19 protein-coding genes and 1 pseudogene are annotated in these 22,561 nt (G+C 42.6%); 7 read left to right on the top strand and 13 right to left on the bottom strand.

The window, feature by feature from the left end; genetic code table 11:
• Positions 1-103: 103 nt before the first annotated feature.
• The 3 genes from OSJ91_RS24510 to gltC all read right to left on the bottom strand — a co-directional run bounded on the left by OSJ91_RS24510 (position 104) and on the right by gltC (position 2,307).
• Complete coding sequence (locus OSJ91_RS24510) at positions 104-703, bottom strand: hypothetical protein (RefSeq protein ID WP_350300342.1); 600 nt, start codon at positions 701-703, stop codon at positions 104-106.
• 31 nt (positions 704-734) lie between these two features.
• Positions 735-1,190 (bottom strand): spore coat protein, encoded by a 456-nt coding sequence (locus OSJ91_RS24505; RefSeq protein WP_485890621.1) that lies wholly within the window; start codon positions 1,188-1,190, stop codon positions 735-737.
• A gap of 214 nt (positions 1,191-1,404) precedes the next feature.
• Complete coding sequence (gltC, locus tag OSJ91_RS24500; protein ID WP_076370054.1) at positions 1,405-2,307, bottom strand: glutamate biosynthesis transcriptional regulator GltC; 903 nt, start codon at positions 2,305-2,307, stop codon at positions 1,405-1,407.
• Between the two features lie 133 nt (positions 2,308-2,440).
• On the opposite strand from gltC, the gene gltB reads away from it, so the two are divergent.
• The gene (gene gltB, locus OSJ91_RS24495) at positions 2,441-6,991 is read left to right on the top strand and encodes a glutamate synthase large subunit (RefSeq protein WP_485890620.1); all 4,551 of its coding nucleotides are present in this window, start codon (positions 2,441-2,443) and stop codon (positions 6,989-6,991) included.
• Between the two features lie 16 nt (positions 6,992-7,007).
• A complete protein-coding gene (gene gltD / locus OSJ91_RS24490) occupies positions 7,008-8,489 on the top strand; it encodes a glutamate synthase small subunit (RefSeq protein WP_350300339.1) in 1,482 nt (493 codons plus the stop codon).
• Positions 8,490-8,844: 355 nt separating this feature from the next.
• Here gltD and OSJ91_RS24485 read toward each other — a convergent pair whose 3' ends face one another.
• From OSJ91_RS24485 to OSJ91_RS24460, 6 genes are all read right to left on the bottom strand, one after another.
• A complete protein-coding gene (locus OSJ91_RS24485) occupies positions 8,845-10,185 on the bottom strand; it encodes an MmgE/PrpD family protein (protein WP_350300337.1) in 1,341 nt (446 codons plus the stop codon).
• A gap of 5 nt (positions 10,186-10,190) precedes the next feature.
• Positions 10,191-10,958: an amino acid ABC transporter ATP-binding protein gene (locus tag OSJ91_RS24480; RefSeq protein ID WP_350300336.1), complete on the bottom strand. Its 768-nt coding sequence runs from the start codon at positions 10,956-10,958 to the stop codon at positions 10,191-10,193.
• Positions 10,959-10,962: 4 nt separating this feature from the next.
• Positions 10,963-11,634, bottom strand: a complete 672-nt coding sequence (locus OSJ91_RS24475; RefSeq protein WP_057279163.1) for an amino acid ABC transporter permease — start codon at positions 11,632-11,634, stop codon at positions 10,963-10,965.
• Between the two features lie 24 nt (positions 11,635-11,658).
• Entirely contained in the window at positions 11,659-12,459 is an 801-nt protein-coding gene (locus OSJ91_RS24470; RefSeq protein WP_485890619.1) for an amino acid ABC transporter substrate-binding protein, read from the bottom strand.
• A gap of 19 nt (positions 12,460-12,478) precedes the next feature.
• The gene (locus OSJ91_RS24465) at positions 12,479-13,012 is read right to left on the bottom strand and encodes a GNAT family N-acetyltransferase (protein WP_485890618.1); all 534 of its coding nucleotides are present in this window, start codon (positions 13,010-13,012) and stop codon (positions 12,479-12,481) included.
• A gap of 92 nt (positions 13,013-13,104) precedes the next feature.
• Positions 13,105-14,424: an LLM class flavin-dependent oxidoreductase gene (locus OSJ91_RS24460; protein ID WP_485890617.1), complete on the bottom strand. Its 1,320-nt coding sequence runs from the start codon at positions 14,422-14,424 to the stop codon at positions 13,105-13,107.
• Positions 14,425-14,864: 440 nt separating this feature from the next.
• Between OSJ91_RS24460 and OSJ91_RS24455 the strand changes: the two genes are divergently transcribed.
• Together OSJ91_RS24455 and OSJ91_RS24450 are read left to right on the top strand one after the other, a co-directional pair.
• Positions 14,865-16,013: an amidohydrolase gene (locus OSJ91_RS24455; protein ID WP_485890616.1), complete on the top strand. Its 1,149-nt coding sequence runs from the start codon at positions 14,865-14,867 to the stop codon at positions 16,011-16,013.
• A 24-nt stretch (positions 16,014-16,037) separates the two neighbouring features.
• Positions 16,038-16,456, top strand: a pseudogene (locus OSJ91_RS24450) (cytidine deaminase).
• 51 nt (positions 16,457-16,507) lie between these two features.
• Here the strand turns inward: OSJ91_RS24450 and OSJ91_RS24445 are convergent.
• From OSJ91_RS24445 to OSJ91_RS24435, 3 genes are all read right to left on the bottom strand, one after another.
• On the bottom strand, positions 16,508-17,074 hold the full coding sequence (locus tag OSJ91_RS24445) for an MEDS domain-containing protein (protein ID WP_485890615.1): 567 nt from the start codon (positions 17,072-17,074) through the stop codon (positions 16,508-16,510).
• A gap of 123 nt (positions 17,075-17,197) precedes the next feature.
• On the bottom strand, positions 17,198-17,833 hold the full coding sequence (locus OSJ91_RS24440) for a FusB/FusC family EF-G-binding protein (protein ID WP_350300330.1): 636 nt from the start codon (positions 17,831-17,833) through the stop codon (positions 17,198-17,200).
• Positions 17,834-17,992: 159 nt separating this feature from the next.
• Positions 17,993-18,256 (bottom strand): CD3324 family protein, encoded by a 264-nt coding sequence (locus OSJ91_RS24435; RefSeq protein ID WP_350300329.1) that lies wholly within the window; start codon positions 18,254-18,256, stop codon positions 17,993-17,995.
• A 358-nt stretch (positions 18,257-18,614) separates the two neighbouring features.
• Here OSJ91_RS24435 and OSJ91_RS24430 point away from each other — a divergent pair, with 358 nt between their 5' ends.
• Positions 18,615-19,259, top strand: coding sequence for an SDR family oxidoreductase (locus OSJ91_RS24430; RefSeq protein WP_350300328.1), 645 nt, complete (start codon positions 18,615-18,617; stop codon positions 19,257-19,259).
• Between the two features lie 38 nt (positions 19,260-19,297).
• Here OSJ91_RS24430 and OSJ91_RS24425 read toward each other — a convergent pair whose 3' ends face one another.
• Positions 19,298-19,864, bottom strand: coding sequence for a sugar O-acetyltransferase (locus OSJ91_RS24425; RefSeq protein ID WP_350300327.1), 567 nt, complete (start codon positions 19,862-19,864; stop codon positions 19,298-19,300).
• Positions 19,865-20,230: 366 nt separating this feature from the next.
• Between OSJ91_RS24425 and brnQ the strand changes: the two genes are divergently transcribed.
• Both brnQ and OSJ91_RS24415 read left to right on the top strand, forming a co-directional pair.
• Positions 20,231-21,562, top strand: a complete 1,332-nt coding sequence (brnQ, locus tag OSJ91_RS24420; RefSeq protein WP_350300326.1) for a branched-chain amino acid transport system II carrier protein — start codon at positions 20,231-20,233, stop codon at positions 21,560-21,562.
• A gap of 121 nt (positions 21,563-21,683) precedes the next feature.
• On the top strand, positions 21,684-22,550 hold the full coding sequence (locus OSJ91_RS24415) for an ATP-binding protein (RefSeq protein WP_350300325.1): 867 nt from the start codon (positions 21,684-21,686) through the stop codon (positions 22,548-22,550).
• Positions 22,551-22,561 lie beyond the last annotated feature (11 nt).

The raw sequence follows: 22,561 nt of genomic DNA, 5'->3' as shown, positions 1-22,561 counted from the left end.
GATTCTTCAAATGCCTCATTTATTTTCTCAAAGTCATAGAGTTTAACGATCCACTTTTGCAATAGTATCGTGCTAAAACAAACCTGCCCCTGCATTTGTCAGCTCATTTAGTGAATTCACTTCTTAGTAGATAGACAACATCGTATTCCTTCAACTCGTCCATATGGTCTTCACTATTACCATAAAAATCAGTGGAAAGTGAACGTATGCCTTCATTTCCGCTTGAGTAGCATATACTCGCCAATGCAAGCTTGTCTGTGCTGTTTATTTTGAGTTTGCCAGCACTGCCCCATACGCTGGAATCCATTTCATCAATGGTTTCAGGATAAGTAACTGTATCCGTACCATCATCGTTTTGAATGCTGACGTTGAACATCGATCGTTTTTGGTCAGCATCCGTTTTGGATGTGGTGAAGATGATCGTCCCATTATCTTTGATGGCAGTTGTCATGCGTCCCATTTCAGATTCGACAAGTTTTCCAAATTCATATTTTTCGACCCAGACTGACATCTCCTTGTATGTATCATCAACACTGAAATCGATAAGAAAGGAATGTTCACTTGAATTCTCGAGGATGGCTTTCTCCCTTGCTGTCAGCTCAGGAACTGAAAGGTTATTCTCGGATTTTGGATCATCAGCCTTACAGGCAACTAAAGAAAATGAGAGCAGGGAAAGGATGATGGATAAATAGATCTTTTTCATGATTTTCACCTCTTGAATAATATTAACCTAATTAAAACCAATTCTTATATATTATAACATTATAATGAAAAACGGAATCGGAACGCGACAAAAAGGCAAGCAATCGGTATGCTTGCCTTTTTTTGCATTTAGAATGGTTGGAAGCAGGATAGAGGTTTCTTTCATAAAGGTAGTTGAAAATCTTGGCATGGGTATCGATGGCTCCGTTTAAATGTTTCTTAAATACCTTTCGAAGGGAAGGGGTGGCTGTTTCCGTAATGGCAGGTGCATAACTTTTGATGGATGATTTGGCAAAGCCTAGCAACTCCCCGGCAACAGCTGCCGATGCGTCATCCCTTGATTCATCTTCATCCCGGTGCGTTTTAGGCGTCAATGGGTAAAATTGCAGCAGCTCCATGATGTTTTGGGTAAGGGTATCGATCGTTTGCTTATAAATCGTTTTTAGAATGGGGTCTTTTATTTTTGGGTAAGCTTTTTTAAATTTCATAAGGGCATTGGACTGGGCGGCGACCAGCTCATGAAGCTCGAGTGTTTCGTGCCAAGCAAGATGTGAATGGGTGGGGTTGCATGTATATTCCTCTGAACGAATAATCTTGATACATTATTCGTTCAGTGGGCTATAGGCAAGTTGTCTAGTGAAGTTATTTATGGGAAGAGCTGTCCCATCTACGATTACCATTAACAGTTTAGAAGTCCATGTTTTATTGATATTGCTCGAGAACAGAGAAAAACTTTTTGGCAAATTGGTAAAAAAGTTTTTCTGATGGAGCCAAGTCCCTATTTTTAGGAGTGATGATGCCGACAGTCCGTTTGACTTCGGGTGTATCGATCGGGATCTTGACAGTCAGTCTTGGAATGACTTCATAAAAAGTACTGTCAGGGAGCAGACTGACTCCGATTCCGGCAGAAACGAGCCCTTTTATGGAATCCATGTCTTCACCTTCCGAGGCGATATTAGGTGCGAAACCGGCTGCTTTGCACGCTTCAAGAGCGATAGTGTGAAAGATGTATCCTTTGGGAAACAAGACGAAGGGATCATTTCGTAAATCACTTAGGCGCAGACTCTTTCTTTCAGCCAATGGGTGAGTTATTGGCAGTAAGGCAGATATGTTTTCCGTGAACAGGATATGACCTTCGATATCTGGATCGTTTGTCGGAATCGGTCCAAGGAAGGCTAATCCGATTTCGCGATTTTTGACAGCTTCCTTTAAAGAGGAATAAGATCCCTGTCTTAAGTGGAAGCCGATATTTGGCTGCTCATCTTTAAAAGCGGAAATGACGGTAGGCAGTAAATGGGTGGAGAGGCTGGTCGGAAACCCGATTTTAATGCTTCCGTGTTCAGGGTCCAAAAACTCCTCAATTTGATATTTGGCATATTCAATCGCCTGTATCGCCGTTTTGGCATGGATCAAGAAAATCTTACCAATTGGGGTTAACTGGATATTCCGGCCGATTTTCTCGAATAAAAGTACGCCAAGCTCATCTTCCAGTCTGGAGATTTGCCGGCTGATTGCTGATTGTGCGATATGCAGGTGTTCTGCGGCTTCTGAGACGTGTTCCCTCTCGGCGACTTCAACGAAATAACGTAATTGTCGTAGTTCCATTTATTCATCCTCCTGCCATTCATCTCAAATTGAGATGGATTCTACTAGAATTATATATTGTTTATATCGATTTGAAAACCTAGAATAAATGTAAGTGACATAACGGTGTAAGAATACGATGGGGGCGATTAATATGACATACAATCAAATACCAAAAGCACAAGGGCTCTACCATCCTGAATTTGAACATGATGCATGTGGGATCGGTTTATACGCTCATTTAAAAGGGCTTGCTACACATGACATCGTCAAACAAGGACTGAATATGCTGTGCCAATTAGATCATCGCGGCGGACAAGGCAGCGATCCCCTTACAGGAGATGGCGCAGGATTAATGGTACAGATTCCTGATGAGTATTTCAGGCTGGCATGCCCGGAAATGAATTTGCCGGCAAAAGGACGCTATGGTGTAGGGATGCTCTTTTTCTCTGACAATGATGATGAACGGAATGAAATCGAAGCTCGTTTGAATGCATTTATCGAACAAGAGGGCCAAACGTTATTAGGCTGGAGAACGGTTCCTGTTGATGCAACGAAAATCGGGGAGGTCGGCAAGGATACATGCCCGACGATCCGCCAAGTATTCATCGGTGCAAGCGTAGAGATGACCGATGATTTGGCTTTTGAGCGTAAATTGTTCGTTATCAGAAAACAAGCTGAAAACTGGGCTCGGGAACGCGGCAATCGTTTTTATTTTGCCAGCCTTTCAAGTGCTACGATCGTATACAAAGGATTATTGACGCCAGAGCAGGTGGATGCTTTTTATCTTGACCTTCAACAGGAGTCTTTCGTTTCCGCTTTCGCTTTAGTGCATTCCCGCTTCAGCACGAATACTTTTCCTAGTTGGGAACGGGCACATCCAAACCGTTACCTGATCCATAATGGTGAAATCAATACGCTTAGAGGTAATGTGAATTGGATGAAAGCGCGTGAGCAGCAGTTTGTTTCGGAAGCATTCGGGGATGACCTGCAAAAGGTCCTGCCCATTCTGGATATAGACGGCAGTGATTCCTCGATTCTTGATAATGCACTTGAATTCTTCGTGCTTGCAGGGCGTAAACCAGCACATGCGGCGATGATGCTCATTCCTGAACCATGGACGGAAAATCAGCATATGACGAAGGAAAAGAAGGCATTTTACGAATATCATAGCATGCTCATGGAGCCATGGGATGGTCCGACGGCCATATCCTTTACGAATGGCAAGCAAATCGGTGCCATCCTGGATCGTAATGGTTTAAGGCCGGCAAGGTATTATGTGACTAAAGATGATTACATCATTTTCTCCTCTGAAGTCGGCGTGATCGATGTGGAGCCGGAGAATGTATTATACAAAGATCGTTTAAGCCCAGGCAGAATGCTTTTAATAGATTTAGAGGAAGGCCGTATTGTTTCCGATGAAGAGATCAAGTCGGAAATGGCTCAGGAAAATCCATACCAGCAATGGCTGGACGAACAGCTTGTTCAATTAAGTGACGAAGAACCTGTGCTCGAAGGGGAGCCATTGAGTGATTTATTATTCAGGCAAAAAGCGTTTGGATACACGTATGAAGATGTCCAAAAATATTTACTGCCTGTCATTAATGAAGGCAAAGATCCACTGGGCAGCATGGGGAATGACATTCCGTTAGCAGTCTTATCAGATCGCCCGCAATCGCTATTCAACTATTTCAAGCAATCCTTTGCACAGGTAACCAACCCGCCAATCGATTCGCTTCGTGAACAAATCGTCACGTCAACGATGACATTTCTCGGTGCGGAAGGAGATTTGCTGAAACCGGATGAAACGAACAGCCGCCGCATTCAATTGGATTCACCTGTTTTGACGCCAGGTCAAATGCAACAGTTGAAAGAAAATGCCTATCCTGAATTCAGGAGCAAAGTCATTCACACTTTATTTTCAGAAGATTTAGAGAGTGGACTCGATCGCATCTGCCGTGAAGCGGAACAAGCGATCGCTGATGGGGTCAGCCTTTTGATATTATCTGACAAGGATATGAGCAAAGAAAAAGCTGCGATTCCTTCCCTGCTGGCTGCGAGCGCCCTTCATCAGGAGCTGATCCGTCATGGGAACCGTACGAAAGTGAGCATTATCGTTGAATCGGGGGAAGCAAGGGAAGTCCATCATTATGCGTCCCTAATCGGGTATGGAGTGGATGCGATTTACCCATATCTTGCTTATGAAACATATAAGCAGGCGGTATTGGAAGGCAGTTTGGCCATCAGCTACGAAGAAACGGTAAGGAAATATGTACGCTCGGTGACAGAAGGCATCGTAAAAGTGATGTCGAAAATGGGGATTTCAACGATTCAAAGTTATCGCGGCGCGCAAATTTTCGAAGCGGTCGGAATCGGTGCTGACGTGATTGAACGCTATTTCAGCGGTACGGCATCGCAGCTTAGTGGGATCGATTTGGAAACGATCGCAGATGAAGCGTTGATTCGTCATAGAAAAGCTGCAGCTGATTCCCTTGACCAAACTCTTGAAAGCGGAAGTGATTTTCAATGGAGAAAAACAGGGGAACATCATGCTTTCAATCCGAAAACGATCCATACACTGCAATGGGCCTGCCGGAAAGGCGATTATAATTTATTTAAGCAATATTCAAACTTGGCGAATGAAGAGAGACTCGGTTTTTTACGGAATTTATTCTCGTTCGATCAAAAACGCCAAAGTATTTCTATAGATGAAGTGGAATCCGTGGAATCCATCGTCAGCCGATTCAAAACGGGTGCGATGTCATTCGGTTCATTGAGTCAGGAAGCACATGAAACATTAGCGATTGCGATGAACCGTTTAGGCGGAAAAAGCAATAGCGGTGAAGGCGGGGAACACCCTGGACGTTACCAACTGGATGAAAACGGCGATGACCGCCGCAGCGGAATTAAACAAATTGCGTCCGGTCGTTTTGGAGTGAAAAGCCATTACCTTGTTAATGCTGATGAACTTCAAATCAAAATGGCGCAAGGTGCAAAGCCGGGTGAAGGCGGCCAGCTGCCTGGAAACAAAGTATACCCTTGGGTCGCAGAGGTCCGTGGTTCCACACCGGGTGTCGGCCTGATTTCACCGCCTCCGCATCATGATATCTATTCGATTGAAGATCTGGCACAGCTGATCCATGATTTGAAAAATGCGAACCGTGATGCCAGGATCAGCGTCAAGCTTGTGTCAAAAGCAGGCGTAGGCACGATTGCAGCCGGTGTGGCCAAAGGAGCCGCAGATGTCATCGTTATCAGCGGGTATGATGGCGGTACGGGTGCATCACCAAAAACGAGTATCAAACATACTGGTCTTCCTTGGGAGCTGGGACTTGCGGAAGCACACCAAACATTGATGCTGAATGGCCTGCGCAGCCGTGTAGTCCTTGAAACGGATGGAAAATTAATGACGGGACGCGATGTGGTCATGGCAGCTATCCTTGGAGCGGAAGAATTCGGCTTTGCTACAGCACCGCTTGTGGTTCTTGGCTGTGTGATGATGCGTGCTTGCCATTTGGATACATGTCCTGTCGGGGTAGCTACTCAAAACCCTGAGCTTCGCAGCAAATTCACTGGAGATCCGGATCATGTCGTGAATTTCATGCGCTTCATCGCTGAGGAAGTTCGGGAAACGATGGCTGAGCTTGGTTTTAGAACACTGGAAGAAATGGTCGGCCGCACTGACGTTTTACAAGTGAGCGAGCGGGCACAAAACCATTGGAAAGCGAAGCATCTGGACTTGACGACACTACTTTTCCAACCGGAGGGGATACGTACGTATCAACTTCCTCAAAACCATAAAATAGAAGAATCCTTGGATATCCGTGAGATTTTACCTGTTGTGGAGCCTGCTTTAAATGATCAAACCCAGGTGGATGTCAGCTTCCCGATTACAAACGTGAACCGTGTGGTCGGAACGATTGTCGGCAGTGAAGTATCCAAACGCTATGGTGAAGAAGGTTTGCCTGAAGATACGATCACACTTCGTTTTACGGGATCGGCGGGCCAGAGCTTCGGTGCGTTCATTCCAAAAGGGATGTCGATGTATTTGACAGGTGATGTCAATGACTATGTTGGGAAAGGCTTATCTGGCGGAAAAATCATTATCACGGCACCTTCTGGCAATCAGATCGAGGCCGGGGACAATGTAATTGCCGGAAATATCGCCTTATACGGTGCAACAAGCGGCGAGGCCTACATTAATGGCCGTGCGGGAGAACGATTTGCCGTACGGAACAGTGGAGTCAATGTCGTCGTTGAAGGAATTGGAGACCATGGCTGTGAGTATATGACAGGCGGACGCGTGGTCATTCTGGGCGACGTCGGCAAAAACTTTGCGGCAGGCATGTCAGGCGGCATCGCTTATGTACTTGCTGATGATGCAGAAGAATTCAAGGCATTATGCAATGGTGAAATGATAGAATTCGAGACACTTGATGATATGGATGATGCAAACGAGGTAAAAGAAATGCTTTACAGCCACCTTCATTATACTGAAAGTGCCAAAGCATCGTATGTACTGGAGAACTGGGAGGATTTCGCTAAGAGATTCGTAAAAGTCATTCCGAAAGATTACAAACGGATGATCAAAAGCATCAATGAGCAGAAGCGTGCAGGGCTGACGGATGAAGAAGCGATCATGAGTGCATTTCAAGCAAATGCCGTTCAAGATAAAAAAATCACTAAACAAGCTGTGATGCAGTAAGGAAGGGGAGAGAAAGATGGGAAAAGCAACAGGATTTATGGATTATCCGCGAGAAAAACCAAAAGACCGGAATCCTCTCACTCGTTTAAACGACTGGAGAGAGTATACAGCTCCTTTCTCTGATGAAAAGTTAAGTACACAGGGAGCGCGGTGTATGGACTGCGCCACCCCTTTCTGTCATATGGGCATGGAATTGAACCGGGTCACAACGGGCTGTCCGATTCATAATCTGATTCCGGAGTGGAATGATTTGGTGTACCGCGGCAGATGGAAAGAAGCATTGGACCGTTTATCGAAAACGAATAATTTCCCTGAATTCACTGGGCGCGTCTGCCCGGCCCCTTGTGAAGGGTCTTGTACGGTAGCGATAAGCGACCCTGCCGTTACCATCAAGAATATTGAACGGACCATCATCGATAAAGGGTTTGAAAATGGCTGGATCACGCCTCGCATCCCTGAAAGCAGGACCGGCAAGAAAATTGCCATCATCGGTTCAGGCCCGGCAGGATTGGCGAGTGCCGACCAGTTGAATCAAGCAGGTCATTCGGTCACGGTTTATGAGCGTTCAGACCGTGCAGGCGGGCTGTTGACATACGGTATCCCTAACATGAAGCTTGAAAAAGATGTCGTTGCACGCCGAATCAAATTATTGACCCAGGAAGGCATCGACTTCATTACCAATACAGAAGTAGGCAAAGATATTTCAGCCGAAGAACTGCAAGATCAATATGATGCAGTCATCCTTTGCACAGGTGCCCAAAAGCAGCGTGACCTGAAAATTGAAGGCCGAGGGGCAACAGGCATTCACCTTGCAATGGATTACTTAACGACTTCGACAAAAAGCCTGTTGGACTCCAATTTTGAAGACGGCAAGTTTTTAGACACTAAGGGGAAGGACGTCATCGTAATCGGCGGCGGGGATACAGGAGCTGACTGTGTTGCAACTGCTCTTCGCCAGGAATGTAAGAGCGTCGTACAATTCGGGAAGCATCCAATCCTTCCGACGGCCCGTACATCTGATAATATGTGGCCAGCCTACCCGAATGTGTTTTCCCTCGATTATGCGTATGAAGAAGCGGAAGCGAAATTCGGTGCAGATCCGCGTCAATATTCAATCCAAACAAAGAAGATTGTAGCCGATGAAAATGGCAACGTTAAAGAACTGCACACAATCTCAATGGAAAAAATCAAAGGCGATGACGGAATGTACATTTTCAGGGAAGTTCCAGGAACTGAAAAAGTATGGCCTGCACAATTCGTTTTCATCGCAATCGGATTTGAAGGAACGGAAATGCCGCTATTAACTCAATTTGGCGTAGAAACAGTAAATCAAAAAATTGATGCCGTTTATGGCGATTACAGAACGAATGTCGAAGGAGTTTTCGCTGCCGGAGATGCAAGGAGAGGGCAAAGCCTCATCGTTTGGGCAATCAATGAAGGCCGTGAAGTGGCAAGAGAAGTGGACCGCTACTTGATGGGCGCATCGGTATTGCCTTAAATGCAAAAAAAGGAAGTGCCATTATGGTGCTTCTTTTTTTGTAGTGGGGTTGGAAATGTGTACTCACGAGTAAATGGTCGAAATTCACGAGTAAAACGCTGAAACTCACGAGTAAAAGCTCCAAACTCACGAGTAAAAGCTCCAAACTCACGAGTAAATGCCCGAGCTCACGAGTGAAACGCCCGAAACTCACGAGTAAATGCCCCGTACTCACGAGTAAAGCGCCGACATTCACGAGTAAATGGCTGAAACTCCCGAGTAAAGATACTGTGCTAAAGAAGAGGGACGTCAAGGGTTGATGGTATATAAATTAGGCGAGCAGTATATAAATACTGTTCGCCTAATTTACTATCAGTCAGCTTCTATAGTCAGCTTCTTGAAGAACACCAAGGGATGTGCGATTCAGTGCATGGACAGCTGCTATTATTTTTTCTGTCTCTACATCATCTCCTACGGCTTTATGCAATTTTTCTTTTAGCTGGGATTTTGTTAATGGATTTCCAGGACTTCCTTTAGGTGTATCGATTCGTTTCGAAAGTACATCCCCATTCGTTGTAGTCACGGTTACAATTGTAAACCGTCCCACTGGGAGTGCTGCTTTGGAAGGCTTGATTGTTGCATCCGTCTCTCTATTTACTTTTTGAAAGGATTCTCTCCATGAATGGGGAATAGGTTTCGATTCAAAAGAAGCAAAGGTTAGGGGTTTGCCTGTTAGCGCGAGCCATACAATATACTCAATCGAAAATCTTCCTTCTTCACCAGTCGATGGGTTATGGTGTATCAAAGCGGAATCACCATTTGGAGGAAAGCAAACACTCACCGATTCAATATCTTCTTCCGACAAATCGTACGTCTTATGTAAAAAGACAGCTGCATCTGCGCCATGTGCCCCAGCAGAACAAAAAGGGTACTGTTTAAACCATAATCCTGGTGTTACGATCCGCCATGTCTTTCCCCAATTTTCCGTCAAACCGGAAACTCCATTTTCTGCATATACCTTAAAGAATCCATTCCTATCATTCAAAAAGTCGGGGTTGCTATGTAATCCCATCCGAATCCAATCTGCGGAATCTACAGCGTTTTTAGCAGCAATCCCTACATGGAGCGGCTTTACCACAGTGCCAAATTGAAGTCGTAAACCCGCCGATTGGGTAGCGGCAAGACTCATGGTTTCAGCTATTAAGCGTGGTGAGTATTCCCGTAAATACGCAACCGCACCAGCTGCAGCTATTACGCCAAGTGTAGCTGTATTATGCCAACCTTTTGTATAATGATAGGGGTTCATAGCTTCCCCAAACCGAGCCATGATCTCCACACCGACCACATAGGCAGCTAAAAAGCGTTTTCCGGACATTTCAGGTTCTCCAACTGCTAACAAAGCAGACAAAATGACTGCGCTTGGATGACCTCGTACATCTGAATGTACATCATCATAATCTAGTAAATGAACTTGAAAGCCATTGAAGAGTGCTGCCTGGGATCTTGTTGCATGTATGTGACTTCCAATCAAATAACTCGTCCCATTTCCGCCTTCTTCCAAAATGATTTGCTTTAAAATCGTAATTTCCTTTTCGGATTTCGTTTGATAGGAAACAGCAAGATAATCAAGAAGTCCTTCGATTGCTGCCTGTAATACTACTTCATTTACCAACGGATTGGAATGATAAATCATTTCAGATAACCTTTCCGTGTTCATGCACTTCACTTCCTTTTTTGCCTGGCAGATACGTCCGTCTCATCTCCCATTTGCCGTAAAAAACGCTGAGTTCGCGGATTAAGAGAATGCTCAATTACTTGTTCTGGGGTTCCTTGTTCGATAATATGTCCGTCTGCCATGAATATGACATGGTCAGCAACTTCCTTCGCAAATTGCATTTCATGCGTCACGATCACCATTGTGGTATCCTCTCTCGCTAACTCCCGTATTACTTGTAAAACCTCATTAACCAATTCGGGATCTAGAGCGGAGGTAGGTTCATCAAATAAAATGGCATGTGGTTTTACAGCTAATGCTCTAGCGATGCTGACACGCTGCTGTTGTCCGCCGGATAAGGTAGCAGGGTATTGTTTGGCTTGTTTTTCCAAGCCAACCCGTTTCAATAAATCCACGCCGATTTGAATGGCTTCCTCTTTTTTCACCTTTTTGCTGACAAGCAGAGCTTCAATCACGTTTTTTAAGGCCGTTTTATTTTTAAAAAGGTTATAGTGTTGGAATACCATCGCTGTTTGCTGTCTTAATTGGTACGCGTCTTTCTCTTTATATTTTTGGGTATCCAATTTTACATCCTTGATTTCGATGGTGCCGCTGTTGGGCTTTTCCAACAGGTTAAGACAGCGTAATAACGTTGATTTTCCAGAACCTGAAGGGCCAATAATTGCGACAACTTCCCCGGTTCTTATATCCAAGTCAATATCGTTCAATACTTGTTTATCATCAAAATGTTTAGATAAGTTTCTTACTTTTATCATATGATCACCTTCTAAGTGGTTTGCTGAGCCAAATCTCCAGGTATTTTTGTATCCAAGAATAAAGAATAACCAATAGCCAGTAAATCAAGCCAACCACCAAATATGTCTCGAAAAAGCGCATGTTAGCGGATGCAATAATTTTTCCCTCTGCAAATAGTTCCGTAATTCCTAATGTAAAGGCAAGGGACGTTTCTTTAATCAAAGATATAAATGTATTCCCTGTTGCTGGCAATGCATTTAAAGCAGCCTGTGGTAATATGATTCGCGAGTAAATCTGCACTCTTTTCATGCCAGTTGCAAGGCCCGCTTCCATCTGCCCTTTGTCCACGGAATTCAATCCAGCTCGGAAAATTTCTGCTAAATAAGAGGATTCTTTCAAACTAAATCCAATGATCGCCGCCGTCATGGCTTCCATCGTTGACAACGACGGGAATAACTGTGGTAAACCGTAATAAATGATGAATAATTGTACCAATGTTGGCATTCCTCTGAATAAAGAGATATATAAGCCTGCCAATTGGGTGATTCCAAAAATATTGCTATTTCTTATTAAGGCTACTACAAGTCCGATTATAATGGCTAAAGCCATCGAAATGATGGCTAAAACCAGAGTGATTGGAATAAATTTTGCGATTTGCAGGGAAATTTCCAACATATATTGTAAATCAAAATTCATAATGCTTTAAAACCTCCGCTATGCTTATTCGCCGGAATTCGTGGTGATGTCTTCACCAAAATATTTATTGGACAGCTTCGTTAATGTACCATCTTCTTTAAGTTTTTTGATTTCTGTCGTGAATTCATCATTTAATTTTTTGCCTTTATCTGTTTTGGTAAATGGATACCCTACATTTTCATAGGCCACTGGATCACCAACTAGTTTTAACGGAAGATCATTTTTCTTTATTTCTGCAACCAGGATTGGGCGGGAATTGATATATCCATCTACACGGTTGTTAATGGCATCTTGCATCGCGCCATCCCGGGTTTCATAGGTTCGTATTTTGATATCGCCATTTTTATCATATTTTTCTAGGTTTGTTACGTTATTAGACCCCAGCACACCGGAAACGGTTTTGCCTTTAAGATCAGCCAAACTTTTAATATCATCGTTTTTTGTGCTTGATACAATTTGTGCACCATAATAACTATATGGCTCTGTAAAATTAAATTGCTCTTGGCGTTCTGGTGTTATAGCAACGGCATTCGCAACGGTGTCCAATTTACCTGATCCCAATTGCCCCATTATCCCGCTGAAATCAGAAGTGACCCACTCTACCTTGTATCCTAAATTCTTGGCGATGAGTTCTGTAAGTTCTACGTCAAAACCTATTAATTTACCATCCTCTTGATAACCATTTGGATAGCTTTGGCCAGTGGACCCCACTTTAATTGTTTTTTGTTCGGAATCATTGGCAGCATTCTCTTGTTTTGAATTGCCACATGCTGCAAGTACTAATATGAAAAGTAAAGAGAGTCCAAGGGAAAGAATTTTTTTCATCGTTATTTTCCTCCTATTATTAAATGGTTTGATTATGTTTTTCAGTCCAAGCTTGATATTGTCCCGGGTGTAAGATTTTCCTTAAGTATATTGTGAGATGACCTTTGCCTAAATCTTTTTGCCCGATCTCTTCAAATCCACTTTTTTCGTACATTTCCTTCAGCCATGGATGATTATCCGCGGTTCCGAGCGTAACCGCGGGGGCTCTCAGTTGCTTCTTCAAAATTTCTTCTTCGAGCCATGACAGAACTTTTTTCCCTATGCCTTGACGCTTATATGCAGGGTTTGTAGCGAACCAGCCTATGTGTGGCAATACGAGCGGGCCAGGATTAGGGCCCCAAGGTAACCGAATCGAAACGGTCGAAATAAATGTCCCATTTTCCTCCAGAACATATACCTTATTTTCTGATATATGCTTAACCGCTTCCTCTCTCTTGGCCGTTGCCGCAGAAAAGTGAATATCCAACTCTCTTATACTCGCATAAGCATCCAATGTTAATTGGAGGAATTTATCCACATCTTCTACACGTACTTCACGAAATATTTGACTCATCTTGCACCTCCTATACTCTATCTAGTTAATGCCTCTTCGGTTGGGTGATTCTGTCTTTGAGAACTATCCGCCGGGTGTATGATGTTTAAAGCTTATGAATATTGGTTGACCGGTTTATCCAGGCCAAGATTCCCTCGTAAAGTGTTACTTTCATATTTCGTACGGAAAATTCCTTTTGATTGCAGTTCAGGGACAACAAGTTCAACAAAATCCGTTAAAGAATCAGGCAAGAGGGCTGGCATAATATTAAAGCCGTCAGCTGCATTTCCATTCACCCAATCCTCAATCTTATCCGCAATCTGCGTTGGTGTTCCAATTGCAATATGATGTCCACGTGATCCAGCAACCCACTGATATGTCTGACGTAACGTCAAATTTTCATTGGTCGCCCGTTTAACGATCAAATCATATTTACTTTGGATGCTATCTACATTATCTGGTAACGAAATATCAGCAAACGGTGTATCCAAGGGGATATTCGAAAAATCCACATTTCCAAAATACCTTCCCATAACAGCCAATCCTATTTCGGGAATAATCAGCTCCTGCAATGCCTCGTACTTTTCTTGGGCTTCCTTCTCAGTCTGTCCCACAATCGGGAACAAACCTGGCATAATACTCAAGCTGCTTTTCTCCCGATTAAAAGCGGCCAAATGACCTTTTAACTCATGGTAAAATGCAACCGCGTCCTCCTTATTCTCCTGGGCGGTAAAGACAATCTCTGCATGCTTTGCTGCAAGCAATTGCCCATCGCCAGAAGAACCTGCTTGTACAATGACCGGATGCCCCTGAGGTGAGCGAGAAATATTTAATGGTCCTTTTACAGAGAAAAACTCACCTTGATGATTGATTTCATGAAACTTGCTTTCATCAATGAATTGGCCTGTTTCCTTATCGATAACCAACGTATCGTCTTCCCATGAGTCCCATAATTTCTTGGTAACTTCAACAAATTCAGTCGCCCTTTTATAACGGAGACCATGTTCTAAATGTTCAGATTTATTGAAGTTTACTGCAGTGGAGGCAAGGGACGTTGTAACTACGTTCCATCCAGCACGGCCGGAGGTAATATGGTCTAAAGAAGCAAATTTTCTAGCAACATTAAAGGGTTCTTCGTAGGTCGTGGAGGCCGTTGAAACCAAACCAATATTGGAAGTCGCCGAGGCTAGATAAGATAACAAGGTCAATGGCTCGAATCGAGTCAGAATATTAGGATGCGAGTCCTTTGCAACTGATAAACTATCTGCCAAGAATAATAAATCAAATAAACCTTTTTCGGCAGTCTGCGCCAACCCCTTAAAATAATCGATGTTCATATTTGCTTTCGGATTGGCGTTAGGATGTCTCCAAGAAGCAACGTGATGTCCTGTTCCGGCCAAAAATACCCCAAGTTTTACTGTTTTCTTTTTCATATGTCAAATGCTCCTTTGTGTCTTCACTTTTAAACGCAGGGGATGTATAATAGTATATCCTTACTGGTTTACTATGAATTAATGTTAAAATAAAACCCGCTTCCAGTTTAGAAGAGGGTTCCTTCCGACCAATGTGTATGTATCTCTTTACTTCTTTTCTACTATAGAAATTTAATCCTTTTTTGTATTGATACGTTACTATAATATAGTGAATTACTTCACATGGTAGCACCTTGTATAATAAATTGTCAATGCTGAATATTCGAAATAAACACTTTTCATTTCAGGTAATTCATTGTTATGATGCTTGCGATGCGTCTAAAGCTAGAACTCATGCTTTACAAGTTTATCAAATAGTTTATTTGATAGCTGTTTCATTTGATATTGCTTGGATAGCTTTCGTTCTTTAATATTCGGATTTTTAAGGAGATGGACAACCGGTGACTATAAGCGATGAAGAATTGGAAAATTATCTATTGGAATTCAGACGTGATCTTCATATGACACCTGAATTATCAAACAAAGAATTTGAAACGACTAAAAAAGTTAAAGAAGCGCTTCAATCTCAAAATATTAAGATACTTAATTTCCCATTAAAAACTGGTGTCGTAGCAGAGATAAAAGGCAGCAAGCCGGGACCTACGATAGCACTTCGCTCCGATATTGATGCTTTACCAATTTTGGAGCAATCTGAGGTGGACTTTCCTTCAAGGCACATCGGCGTGATGCATGCATGTGGTCATGATTTTCACACTTCCGTCATTTTGGGGACTGCTTTTTTATTAAAAAAAGAAGAAAGAGATCTGTCCGGAACTATTCGTTTGATATTTCAACCCGCGGAGGAAACGGGACATGGTGCAAGTGCTTTAATGGAAACAGGTGTGTTGGATGATGTTGATGTGATATTTGGTCTTCATAATGATCCGACATTGCAAGTTGGGGAGTTAGGGACAAAACATGGTGCACTGACAGCGGGAGTCGATCGCTTTGAAGTGCATGTTAAAGCAACTGGTTCTCATGCAGCCAAACCGGAAGAGGGTAATGATCCGATTATCATAACAGGACATATTATCTCAACTTTGCAAACCATCATCAGCCGAAATGTGGCGCCAAAAGAGTCCGCGGTTTTGAGCATCACCCAAATTCATAGTGGCTCAACGTGGAATGTTATCCCAGATAGTGCATATATGGAAGGAACCGTCCGCACCTTCAGTAAAACTCAACGAGAGTTCATTCAGAAACGTATGAAACAGGTCCTGCACGGTATAAGTGAAACATTCAATGCAAATGTTGAATTATCTTGGCATCCAGGCCCTCCATCAGTTGATAATACGCCTGAATGGGCGGATTTGGCACTTCAGGTTGGTGACACAGCAGGTTACACGACAAAAACGTTAGAAGCTAGCTCCATAGGGGAAGACTTTGCCTTTTACCAAGAAAAAATACCCGGTGCTTTCGTAATGATAGGTTCAGGCGGTCCGTATGACCTGCATCACCCTAAGTTTATAGTAGATGAGACGGCACTTTTTCCAGCGGCTTCTTATTTCCGCTTATTGGCTTTAGAAGCGTTAAAAAAAATCCCTAAATGAAATTTTAGAGGAGAAGGAGTGCCAATCAACAAAACTTATCCTTTGATTGAGTCGGATCGTGATTTAATAGAAGCTGCAGGTGCAAAAATTAGGGATCTTTATGAGGAAAATAGGCATCATGTTGGCGCTGCATTAAAAACGAATTCAGGAAAAATCGTAGCTGCCGTACATATTGAAGCATATATTGGCCGAGTTACCGTATGTGCAGAAGCCATTGCGATCGGGAAGGCGATATTGGACGGCGAAAAGGGATTCGATACAATCGTGGCGGTTAAGTATCCCTATTCCGATGATAAGTCAGAGCTTTAAAAGTGGTTAGCCTATGTGGAATGTGTCGGGAATTAATCTCGGATTATGCATAAGACTGCTTTGGCATATTGAATGTTAATGGGGAAACGGTCAAGGTGAAAATCGGTGAATTGCTCATGATGATCATTCAATAATGCAACGGAAAACAACACGCCTAGGGGAATTCCTAAGCGTGTTGTGTATTATTACAAGCTAGATGGCAAGTATTGTTCACAGATGATGATATCATCGTCTTTTAGGATATAAGGATGTGTTTCCAGCAATATGGTTTTGAGATAGTCTGGCATTCTCTCACTTTTGTACGCACAAATTAATGGGAAAGAAAGCTGATTTACAGCTTCATCTACTGTTCTTTCAAATTCCTCTATGATGTGCAGCGGCTCTTCCAGGGTTGCCCATTCCACATGTGCCCATGATCGGAAAGAGATTTTATTTTCCACATAGGGCTGTACCATTTTATTAAAATATTCTTCGATTGCAGGAGGATGATAACTGCCGCTTGAGCAATAGAAATCGAAGTTGTTCACAAAGTGAAGGAGCTCCATTTGATCGTTCGTTAACCGAGTGCTTAGTTCTTTATGAATAATGGAGTAAATACGGTCATTTTCAACAAGAATGACATAATCTCCCGCTGCGATGCCATCTTGGATATAACCTAAAACTTGTTTAATGTAATTTTCCATTTCAGTATAGGAATATAGCACATGAACATTTTTTTGGTCTTCAAACAACTGATTCATTTTGCTTTTCAATATATCAATCCTTCTTTCATGTATCGCTTCAATTATACTTGAATTCTATAAGCAAGACAAAATGAGAATTTTTTAACAAGAACAAAAAGCAATCCTTCGCTTTTGAAGGATTGCTTTTCCGTATTATTTCAGCCGTTCAATCAGATCGGTCATTTTATCCAAAGTGGTTATGTTCTGGTTGCATTTCATACTGTCCAGACAAATATAATTCCCTTTTTTAATGAATGTCCCTTGGATGGTTCCTTTTGTTTCAGACATGAACATCCCTACTTCTTCAAAACGGCTGCATATGGCACAGATCCCTTTTTTGTTGGCAGGTTTAATGGTTCCATGTAATCCGGTGAGTTTATTATGATGGGGTGCAATGATGAATTTCTTTCCGGATCCCACATCATCCCATCCCAGGTATGAAATCTCTCTCAAATCGATGTTTTCCAACAAAGGGGTTTTTAATTTCTTTGCTTTAGGAAATAATTTTTTTATCGTTTTTTCGGCTACTTCTTTAAATGGAATCACAAATGGTTTTACCTGTAAGAGAAAGGCTTCGGCTTGTGCGGGATCCTTGATGGTATCTACTGGATCCAGCAGTTGTTTTTGCTCTTCGTTCAAGTCACTGAATAAGCTTAATACTCTTTCTTTGGCGACTGTTTTCAGGGTGTTGATCACATCCTTATCGTTGGCAGTCGCGTGTCCATTTATGAGAATCTGTGTTTGGGATTTTATGAAGTTATACTGCTCGCTCCTGATAAAAGGTTCCATTTTCTTCACTCCTGTTTCTGTTGCTCGATACTTTTCACAGTATACCGTTTCTCTTTACTTTACAGAAATCGGATCTGCTTTAAAAGGGAGAAAACGAGTAAGAAACATACTCGGCATACGAATAGCACTGATATCATTATCAGTGCTACCCATGCAATCCTATTTAGAATAAACGATTTTCTTGATGGTTTCCGCGGAGAGAAAATGTTCCTCGGCTAATTGATGGATGGTATGCCCGTGTTTGAATGCATATTTTATAGAGGCATTTCTGTCATCGATCAATTCCCTTGATCCCGATCGGGTTCCCCATTTGTGATGGGACGTTTCAGGTTTAGGGATATATATGGTTTCACCTTGCACATATTTTTGAATTTCAACGATCAGCTTTTCAGGTAAAACGGCCGTCGCTTTTACATATTTCATTTCTGCCAGCCCCTTATTCTTTATTAAGAATGAAATAAGGTGCAAAGCCGAATATTAGAAATGATAAGGCGGGCGATTAAATTTAGCTTAATTCAACCCCATGCAAAGTATCGCCTCCAATACTAGGCTTTGCATGAGACGCTGCAGAAGGTGGCATTAACATTCTTATTGCCATCTTTACACCTCCCCTTTGTGTTTCTGAAGAACACTTATTGTTCTTATTATAAAATATATAAGAGTGGTTGCCAAACTTTTTCCAATGTTAAAGCAGAATCGCCGGGCTGATTGTTTGATAATGTTCTGAGTCCATGAAATAATTTGAATGGAAACCAAACTAACCATTATGGGAGCTGACTTTATGAAAGTATTCGTAGTTGGGGCAAATGGGCAGATCGGTAAACATCTTGTGGATTTATTAAAAGATAGCCCGGAACATAGTGTACGGGCAATGGTTCGCAAAGAAGAACAAAGTAAGTCTTTAGAGAAAAATGGAATTGAATCTGCAGTCGTCAGTTTAACTGGATCTGTGGATGAGATTGCGAATGCGGCAAAAGGCTGTGATGCCATCGTATTCACAGCAGGATCAGGAGGGAGCACCGGTGCTGATCAAACGCTGTTGATTGATCTGGATGGTGCAGTTAAAACGATTGAAGCGGCAGAAAACTTGGGAATCGACCGATTCATCATGGTGAGTGCTTTTCAGGCCAATAATCGCGATAACTGGAATGAGGCCATCAAACCGTATTATGTGGCCAAGCACTATGCGGATAGGGCATTGTTACAAAGCGATTTAAATTATACGATCATTCGGCCTGGCGGTCTGGTGAATGAACCGGGAACGGGCAAAGTGACCGCCGCCGAGGAATTGGAAAGAGGTTCGATTACCCGTGAAGATGTGGCTCGAACGATTTTTGCTTCATTGAACGAAGAAAATACCTATAAGCGTTCATTTGATTTAATCTCTGGCGATACTGCAATCGCGGAAGCATTGAGGAAAATTTAACGAAAAACAAGGGGCAGAGCCACTCAAGTGGGCTCTGCTTATTTAATTCCTTCAATATGCTTGATGACCTTAGCTGGGTTTCCGCCGACAACAACGCCTTCAGGAACATCCTTTGTTACGACCGCTCCTGAGGCGACGACGGAATGACTCCCTATTGTAACTCCAGGATTGATGATGGCCCTTCCGCCAATCCATACATGATCCCCTATCGTAACCGGTTTTCCGTATTCCACTCCAGAACTGCGTTCAAAGGGATCCAGTGGATGTGTGGCGGTATAGATATGCACTCCGGGAGCCAACATGCAGTCCCTGCCAATTTTCACTTCACAAACATCCAAAATGACACAATCAAAATTAGCATAAAAGTTTTCCCCGACAGAAATGTTGTATCCATAGTCACAACGGAAAGTGGGTTCAATATATACATTTAGCCCAGTGGAACCTAAAAGCCGTTTCAGCAGTGCAGTCCGTTCATCTCCTTCGCTTTCCGTTGTCTGATTGTATAACCGGGTCAACTTTCTGGCATTTTCCCTATCTCTGATTAATTCCGGATCAGCGGCCATGTAAGGTTTCCCGCTTACCATTTTTTCTTTTTCAGTATTCATGTTTACTCCTCCTGTTTCTTTGTTTTTTGTATAGTTTAGATAGATATCTGAATATTAAAACATTTTTCCTGCAAAATAAATTGCAGTACTTTTTACTCAACTTTTCTGTTGAATCTAAATGCCTCTCTCGTTTTCTTAAAAAGAAGTAAGAAAAGAAAGATTTTTCCGAATAATGAATGAAATAGCTTTGACAAACGTTCCGCCGGATTTTATAGTTAGGAGAGTTATGGATGATTCATAGTTTCATGAAGGTCCATTTTAACAGATAAGTAGAATCGTTCGAAGTTCATGTCACTTTTTTTACCGGAAATTGATGGACAACTCTTTTCTTCGTTAAGATAATCACAAAACAATGGAGGGCTCTATATGTCACAAAAAGCACCGCTGTCTTTTGTCATTGTAACAGGATTAATGCTTTTTGCTTTATTTTTTGGTGCAGGAAACTTAATTTTCCCTGCGATGCTCGGTCAATCCGCCGGGACCAATTTATGGTCGGCCAGTTTAGGGTTCATCATTACTGGTGTTGGATTGCCATTCATTACAATATTGGCTTTTGGTTTTTCGGGGAAAAATGATGTCCAATCGCTTGCAAGCAGGGCTCACCCGTTATTCGGCATCATTTTCACAGTCGTTCTTTATTTATCTTTAGGACCGCTTTTCGCGCTTCCGAGAACGGGGAGTGTGTCCTACGAAATAGGGATTAAACCTTTCCTATCTAATGATGTCGGTTTTTTACCATTGCTGATCTTCACAATCATATACTTTGGAATTGCCTGTTTATTATCCATCAATCCATCAAAAATGCTCGATATCGTCGGAAAAATATTAACACCTTTATTATTGATCTTCATCGGGATTCTCATTGTGGTCGCCATCATTAACCCAATGGGTGAAATCCAGTCACCAACGGCAGATTATTCAGATAATTCTTTCTTCAAGGGATTTCAAGAAGGATATTTGACTATGGATACGCTGGCCGGATTTGCATTTGGGATCATCGTCATCAACGCGATCAAAGATAGAGGGATAACATCAAGAAAAGAAGTGTTAGGCTTCTGTATGAAAGCCGGCTTAATAGCTGCCACCTTGTTGGTGATCGTTTATGCGTCTATAACTTATGTCGGGGCAACAAGTGTGGAAAAACTCGGTCAACTGGGTAATGGCGGAGACGTTTTGGCCCAAGCCTCGAATCATTTTTTTGGACCGGCTGGTGCCGTGTTGTTAGGGTTGATTGTGATCGCTGCTTGCCTGACGACAAGCATCGGTTTGATAACGGCTTGTGCTACGTATTTCAATAAAATACTGCCTGCCGTATCGTATAAATCATATGTCGTCATCTTCTCCGTTTTCAGTGCGGCTGTTGCCAATGTAGGTTTGACCAAGCTGATTTCCATTACAGTGCCTGTGTTAACGGCGCTTTATCCCGTGGCGATCGTTTTGATTGTTCTTACGTTCTTCCATTCCTTATTCAAAGGGAAATCGGAGGTATATTTAGGAAGCTTATTATTAACGGCCATCATCAGCATAATGGATGGAATAGTGGCATCAGGCATTAAACTGGATGCCGTTTCTGACCTTTTCACTCAATACCTTCCACTATATAGTGTAGGGATAGGGTGGGTGATTCCCGCCATCATTGGCGGTGTATTGGGCTATATGGTATACCTATTGAAAGGTGACCCTAAGGAAGCCTATTAAGGGGTATCATTCTCTAACATCGAATCTTGAAAGGAGCTGTCTTGATGACAGCTCCTTTTCTTAGTGTTTGTTTTTAATGGGAAAGAGCCTTAAAATGTTCAGAAAGGGGTGTAGGAACATAATGATCAATCGATTACCAAAAGAAATAGCGAATATTTTACAAACAAGCAAAAAGAATCCTGCTCAATTTGAGGAATTGATCAGGAGCGGCGGATATCTGCCTCCCGAGATGGAGTTGATGGTGGATGCCATCACGGCCTTGAGTATGGGGAAGAATATCCTTTTGAAGGGTCCGACAGGGGCTGGAAAGACAAAGTTTGCCGAGACTTTATCGAACTTATTCAATCAGCCGATGTTCAGCGTCAACTGCTCAGTCGACTTGGATGCCGAAAGCTTATTGGGCTTCAAGACGCTGGCTTACAAAGAGGAAAAACAAGTGATAGAATTCGTACCTGGACCAGTGACCAATTCGATGAATCACGGTCACTTCCTATATATAGATGAAATCAACATGGCAAAACCGGAAACTCTGCCGCTTATCAATGGTGTGCTTGATTACAGAAGGACGATAACGAATCCCTTCACGAATGAAGTCATAACAGCAAAAGAAGGCTTTAATGTGATTGCTGCAATCAACGAAGGGTATGTCGGGACAGTGCCGCTGAACGAAGCGCTAAAAAATAGGTTTGTCGTCATTGAAGTTCCTTATATTGAAGGAGAGCAGTTAAAGCAATTGATAGAAACCAATACAAAGTTGAAGGACCCAAGAAGTATTGATTTGTTCGTTAAACTGTCGAGTGATTTGATAAATGCCGTGAATCAAGGGAAGGTGGCTGAAGATGCGGCGTCAATTAGGGCTTTGCTTGATGCTTGCGATCTAAGTGTGTTGATCCCGCCGAAACGGGCGATTCTTCGTTCCATTGTGGATAAGTTGGACGAGGAACGGGAGCGTGAGTTCGTGAAGAACTTGGCTGACACATTATTCTAACTAGGAGAATG

Source organism: Bacillus sp. T-10(2022), from assembly GCF_056502895.1.
The sequence above is the reverse complement of the archived record's forward strand: the minus strand, read 5'-3'. Positions and strand labels throughout refer to the sequence as shown.

Bases quoted from the DNA above. Each gene is read 5' to 3' on its own strand.
- OSJ91_RS24510 (WP_350300342.1), bottom strand. From the start codon at position 703: ATGAAAAAGATCTATTTATCCATCATCCTTTCCCTGCTCTCATTTTCT.
- OSJ91_RS24505 (WP_485890621.1), bottom strand. From the start codon at position 1,190: ATGAAATTTAAAAAAGCTTACCCAAAAATAAAAGACCCCATTCTAAAA.
- gltC (WP_076370054.1), bottom strand. From the start codon at position 2,307: ATGGAACTACGACAATTACGTTATTTCGTTGAAGTCGCCGAGAGGGAA.
- gltB (WP_485890620.1), top strand. From the start codon at position 2,441: ATGACATACAATCAAATACCAAAAGCACAAGGGCTCTACCATCCTGAA.
- gltD (WP_350300339.1), top strand. From the start codon at position 7,008: ATGGGAAAAGCAACAGGATTTATGGATTATCCGCGAGAAAAACCAAAA.
- OSJ91_RS24485 (WP_350300337.1), bottom strand. From the start codon at position 10,185: ATGAACACGGAAAGGTTATCTGAAATGATTTATCATTCCAATCCGTTG.
- OSJ91_RS24480 (WP_350300336.1), bottom strand. From the start codon at position 10,958: ATGATAAAAGTAAGAAACTTATCTAAACATTTTGATGATAAACAAGTA.
- OSJ91_RS24475 (WP_057279163.1), bottom strand. From the start codon at position 11,634: ATGAATTTTGATTTACAATATATGTTGGAAATTTCCCTGCAAATCGCA.
- OSJ91_RS24470 (WP_485890619.1), bottom strand. From the start codon at position 12,459: ATGAAAAAAATTCTTTCCCTTGGACTCTCTTTACTTTTCATATTAGTA.
- OSJ91_RS24465 (WP_485890618.1), bottom strand. From the start codon at position 13,012: ATGAGTCAAATATTTCGTGAAGTACGTGTAGAAGATGTGGATAAATTC.
- OSJ91_RS24460 (WP_485890617.1), bottom strand. From the start codon at position 14,424: ATGAAAAAGAAAACAGTAAAACTTGGGGTATTTTTGGCCGGAACAGGA.
- OSJ91_RS24440 (WP_350300330.1), bottom strand. From the start codon at position 17,833: ATGGAACCTTTTATCAGGAGCGAGCAGTATAACTTCATAAAATCCCAA.
- OSJ91_RS24435 (WP_350300329.1), bottom strand. From the start codon at position 18,256: ATGAAATATGTAAAAGCGACGGCCGTTTTACCTGAAAAGCTGATCGTT.
- OSJ91_RS24430 (WP_350300328.1), top strand. From the start codon at position 18,615: ATGAAAGTATTCGTAGTTGGGGCAAATGGGCAGATCGGTAAACATCTT.
- OSJ91_RS24425 (WP_350300327.1), bottom strand. From the start codon at position 19,864: ATGAATACTGAAAAAGAAAAAATGGTAAGCGGGAAACCTTACATGGCC.
- brnQ (WP_350300326.1), top strand. From the start codon at position 20,231: ATGTCACAAAAAGCACCGCTGTCTTTTGTCATTGTAACAGGATTAATG.
- OSJ91_RS24415 (WP_350300325.1), top strand. From the start codon at position 21,684: ATGATCAATCGATTACCAAAAGAAATAGCGAATATTTTACAAACAAGC.